This window comes from Phenylobacterium sp., from assembly GCF_036402295.1.
Taxonomy (GTDB): Bacteria; Pseudomonadota; Alphaproteobacteria; order Caulobacterales; family Caulobacteraceae; genus Phenylobacterium.
Genome location: NZ_DASWTE010000279.1, coordinates 1 through 3,928 on the forward strand (window position 1 = coordinate 1; position 3,928 = coordinate 3,928).

General features: G+C 70.9%; 4 protein-coding genes. All 4 read left to right on the plus strand.

What is annotated here, in order from left to right:
* Positions 1–215 (plus strand): hypothetical protein (locus VGD44_RS16740; RefSeq protein ID WP_331089147.1); only part of this gene is annotated, 215 nt, incomplete at its 5' end.
* A gap of 45 nt (positions 216–260) precedes the next feature.
* Complete coding sequence (locus tag VGD44_RS16745) at positions 261–1,565, plus strand: hypothetical protein (protein WP_331089149.1); 1,305 nt, start codon at positions 261–263, stop codon at positions 1,563–1,565.
* Positions 1,566–1,576: 11 nt separating this feature from the next.
* A complete protein-coding gene (locus VGD44_RS16750; RefSeq protein WP_331089151.1) occupies positions 1,577–3,376 on the plus strand; it encodes a hypothetical protein in 1,800 nt (599 codons plus the stop codon).
* A gap of 30 nt (positions 3,377–3,406) precedes the next feature.
* On the plus strand, positions 3,407–3,928 hold a 522-nt coding region (locus VGD44_RS16755; protein ID WP_331089153.1), incomplete at its 3' end, for a hypothetical protein.

Sequence of the window (3,928 nt, forward strand, 5' to 3'; positions counted from 1 at the left end):
TGCTAGCCCGGACCGTCCGCCGGGTGGCGGGCAGCCCGGCCATGGCGCGGCGGCTGTCGCGTCCGTTGCCCCGCGGCCGTCAGGTCCTGCGGCGCGCCGGTGGCGCGATCGGCCGGAGGATGGGCGGCATCGGCGGCGGCATGGGCGGCCGGATCGGCGGTCGCGGCCGCACCCGGACGTTCCGTCGGCCGCGCCGGGTCACGATCCGGCTCTAGCGACCCGCAACCGAACGACGACCCGCGTGCTTTGGGGATGAGGCGATGTCTGTGAGCAGCAACTCCAGGCCGACAGCAACGCGCCGGTTCCTCGCGACCAAGGTCACGGCCCTGGTCGCGAGGTCGGGGCGGCTGAACAGCCTCACCCCTTCGCGGGTCGGACTGCGGCCGCAGGACGCGCCGTACTCCCCGACCGGCGCCCACTTCCGCGCGGCCAACCAGCGCCTCCGGAAGATCCGCACGGGCATCGAGCGCCGGCGGATCCTTCTGGAGCGCAACTGGCGCCGATCAAGTCCCCAGCACGCGCTCGTCTACATGGCGATGCTCGAACGCGAGGTGGACCGGGCGCGGCGCACCTTCGGCCTGTTCTTCGAGATCTTCAGCCAGCGCGGCTCGGACTTCGCACCGGCGCTGGCCGCGCACGACGTGATCGCCGCCGATTGTTACCAGGCGATCCGCGACGCCGACCCGTTCGTCCTGGACCGGCCGCTGCTGAAGCCCGTCTGCTACATGGAGCACGGCGCTTCGCCGTCGACCAACCGGCGCGGCGTGCAGCTGAACCGCCTGATGGGCGAGGCCAACCCGTTCCCGGTGATCCGCATCCCATGGGATCGGGACAATCCCTGGCAGCCGGTGTTCCTGCACGAGGTCGCCCACAACCTGCAGGCCGACCTCGGGGTCTGGAACGAGAACCGCGACGCGGTGGCCCGGCGACTGGCCGGCATCTCGAACCCGCTGGCCACGACCGTCTATCGGCGCTGGCACAAGGAGATTTTCGCCGACCTCGCAGCCCTGCTGCTGGGCGGTCCGTCGGCGGCCTGGGGGATGCTCGAGTTCCTGGCCCACCCGGGCGCGCGGGCGCTGACCTATCGGCCCGGCGGCGCACATCCGACCGGCTACTTCCGCGGCCTGCTGCTCGCCGAGATGCTGCGCCGGATGGGGTTCGCCCAGGAAGCCGCGCGTGTCCAGAAGGTGTGGACCGGGCTCTACAATCCGCAACGCGGGCACCGTCTGCCCGGGCACCTGCTGGGCTCGTCGGGGACCATCGTCCCCGCCGTGGTGGACGAGATCGCCTACCAGCCCCGCCGCAACCTGGGCCAGCGCGCCCTGGCCGACATCCTGCCCTTCACCCGCGACCAGGAGGCCGCGATCCGCCGCGGGGGCATGCTGCTGGCGCGCGGCCGCGTGCCGCAACTCCCGCCCCGGCACATGGTCTCGGCCTCGCGGTGCGCCCTCCAGATGGGCGGCGACCCGCAGCGGGTCTCCGACCTCGTCATCCATCACCTGGCCGGACTGGCCGCCGCACAGCGCATGCAGCCGCTGATCGGCCGCCAGCGCGCCGCAGCCTGAGGACTTAGCTGATGACCAACGCCCTCATCTCGCCCGGCTTCGCAGATCGCAGCCCGTCGGCTCAGGCGGTCGACAACGTGCTCCGCAGGGTGCTGAAGGTGCGCGACCCGGCCGACTCCTCGCAGGTCGCCAAGGCGCTGCTCGACCGGTACGGCGACCAGGCCAACCAGTTGATGAACGAGCGCTCGGGCCTGCCGGTGGTTTCCCCGGTCATCCGGGCGATCACGCCGGCGGTCATGACCCAGAGCTACGGGCCGGAGCTCGTCCAGGCGTACGACGACTTCAACCGCGATATCGCCGCCCTGATGGACGACAGCACGCTGAAGGACATCCGGCCCGAACTCGAGGGCTGGTCGCGCGCCATCCGCCTGGCGGCGGAAGATGGCATGTCGGCGGCGCGCTTCGCCCTGGATCCTCGGCAGCGCGACCGGGTTTTCTCCGCGCGGCGGCAGCTGGGCGACTATGCGCGCCTGGCGCGCTACGTCGGCGCGCTCACCCCCGACTGCAACTCGTTCTACCGCCGGCTGGCGCAGAGCTGCGACGTGCTCTCGGGCCTGATGCTGGTGCTCGTGGGCGACGGCCTGGCCGCGCTGGGCGTGACGCGCAGCACGGTGATCCTGCAGGCGCCGGCCAGCGAGCTGGTCGAGCGGCGCGAGGCGGCGATCAACGCGCTGCGCGTGCTGGTGGGCTCGACGCGCGAAGCCTACGGCCAGAACGACTGGCCGCGCGGCCTGGAATCCTATCGCCGGCTGATGGCGGCGTTCGACTCGGCCGGACAGTCTGACCTGCGCGCGCTGTTCAACGAGCAGACGCTGGCGCGGACGCTGGACGAGCTGATCGACATGGCCGCCTCCAACACGAGCGACGGCCTGCGGGCCCTGGGCTCGGCGTCGGTGGTGACGATCGAGCGGCTGCAGCGTCTCGTGAACTTTGCGCAGGCGACCTACCTGGCGCAGACGGTCAACGGCGGCCGGCTGATCCCGGAGTCGCCGCCGCTCGCGTCGCTGCTCAGCGCCCTGGCGCTGTTCGTGGAGGCGTTCAACTCGGCCGGCGGCGCGATGCGCCTGCTCTACGTCGCCCGCCCGCCGCTGATCTTCTACGGCCTGTATGGCTTCGGCGGCCCGGACGAGGCGACCCGGCGCCTGCTGCGCCTGGTGCAGCTGCGCGGAACGCTGGCCGAAGAGATCGACTGCTTCCTCGAGTGCAACTGCGACGACGTGGAATGCCAGCTGATGCTCGACAAGGTGCTGTACGACGTGGACCGCGCGGTCGACCTCTACTGCCTGGGTTCGAACACCCAGGGCGAGGGCGATCCCGAGCGGCGCGCCGCCGCCTTCGGTGCGGTGACCGTGGCGCTGCTGGCGCAGCCGGTGGACGTCAATTGCCTGCTGGATGACGCCGGCAACGTCGAGCCGCGCCTGGCGAGCCTGTATGACGCGCTCAACGAGTTCGCGGCCGAGGTGCAGTGGCCTTTCGCCATTCCGGCGCTGCCACCCTTCCCGACCGAGGCCGAGATCGCCGAGCGCCTGCGGATCGGCACGCTGATCCACTCCGAGATCTGCCTGCAGCGCGCCTCGGAATCGCGCTGGGCCCGCCTGGTCGAGACGCTGGCGCCGGCTTGCCGCCGCGACCTGCTGTCGGACGCGCGGAACCCCGTGCGGGCGCTGCTGCAGGACGCGCTGGACCTGATCGACAACGAAATGGACGTCGACCCGGCCATCACGTGCCCGGCTTTCGAAGTGACCATCCCGCCGAACCTGGAGACCAGCCTCAACACCATCGCCAACGACGTGCTGGCGGACGGCACCTGATCGGACTGCGCCCGGGCCAAGGAGGATATGATGCCCTACAATCGCGACACCTACGCGCTGGTCCTGGAGAAGGCCAAGGCCACGCTGAAGGCGAAGAAGACCGAGGCCGTCGTGGTGGTCGAGGACCCGCTCGCCGACGACCTCAAGCAGCTCAAGGCCGACGCGAGGGCGCTCGCAAAGACGTTCGGCAAGGACGAGCGCACGTTCGGCACGGAGACGTTCAAGAACCTCGATGCGCTGACCAAGGCCATCAATGCGCTCAAGCCCACGGACGGCGACGTCAGGCAGAGGGTCGCGGAGTACCGCGCCGAGCTGGATGCGGCGGCCACCTGGTACGACGTCGAGTTCAAGGATGTCGGCCCCCCCGGGCCGCCGCCGGCCAAGGGCGGCTCGATCTTCGATGAGATCCGGCAGACGCCGGACGTCCTGGGCAAGGTGACGCCCTACCAACTGCTGAACTACAACCTCGCGAACGCGCTGCTTCATCCCGCAGGCCGGTCGAAGTTCTACCAGCGGGACCGGCCGATGACCCTGGCCACGGCCAGCCTGGCC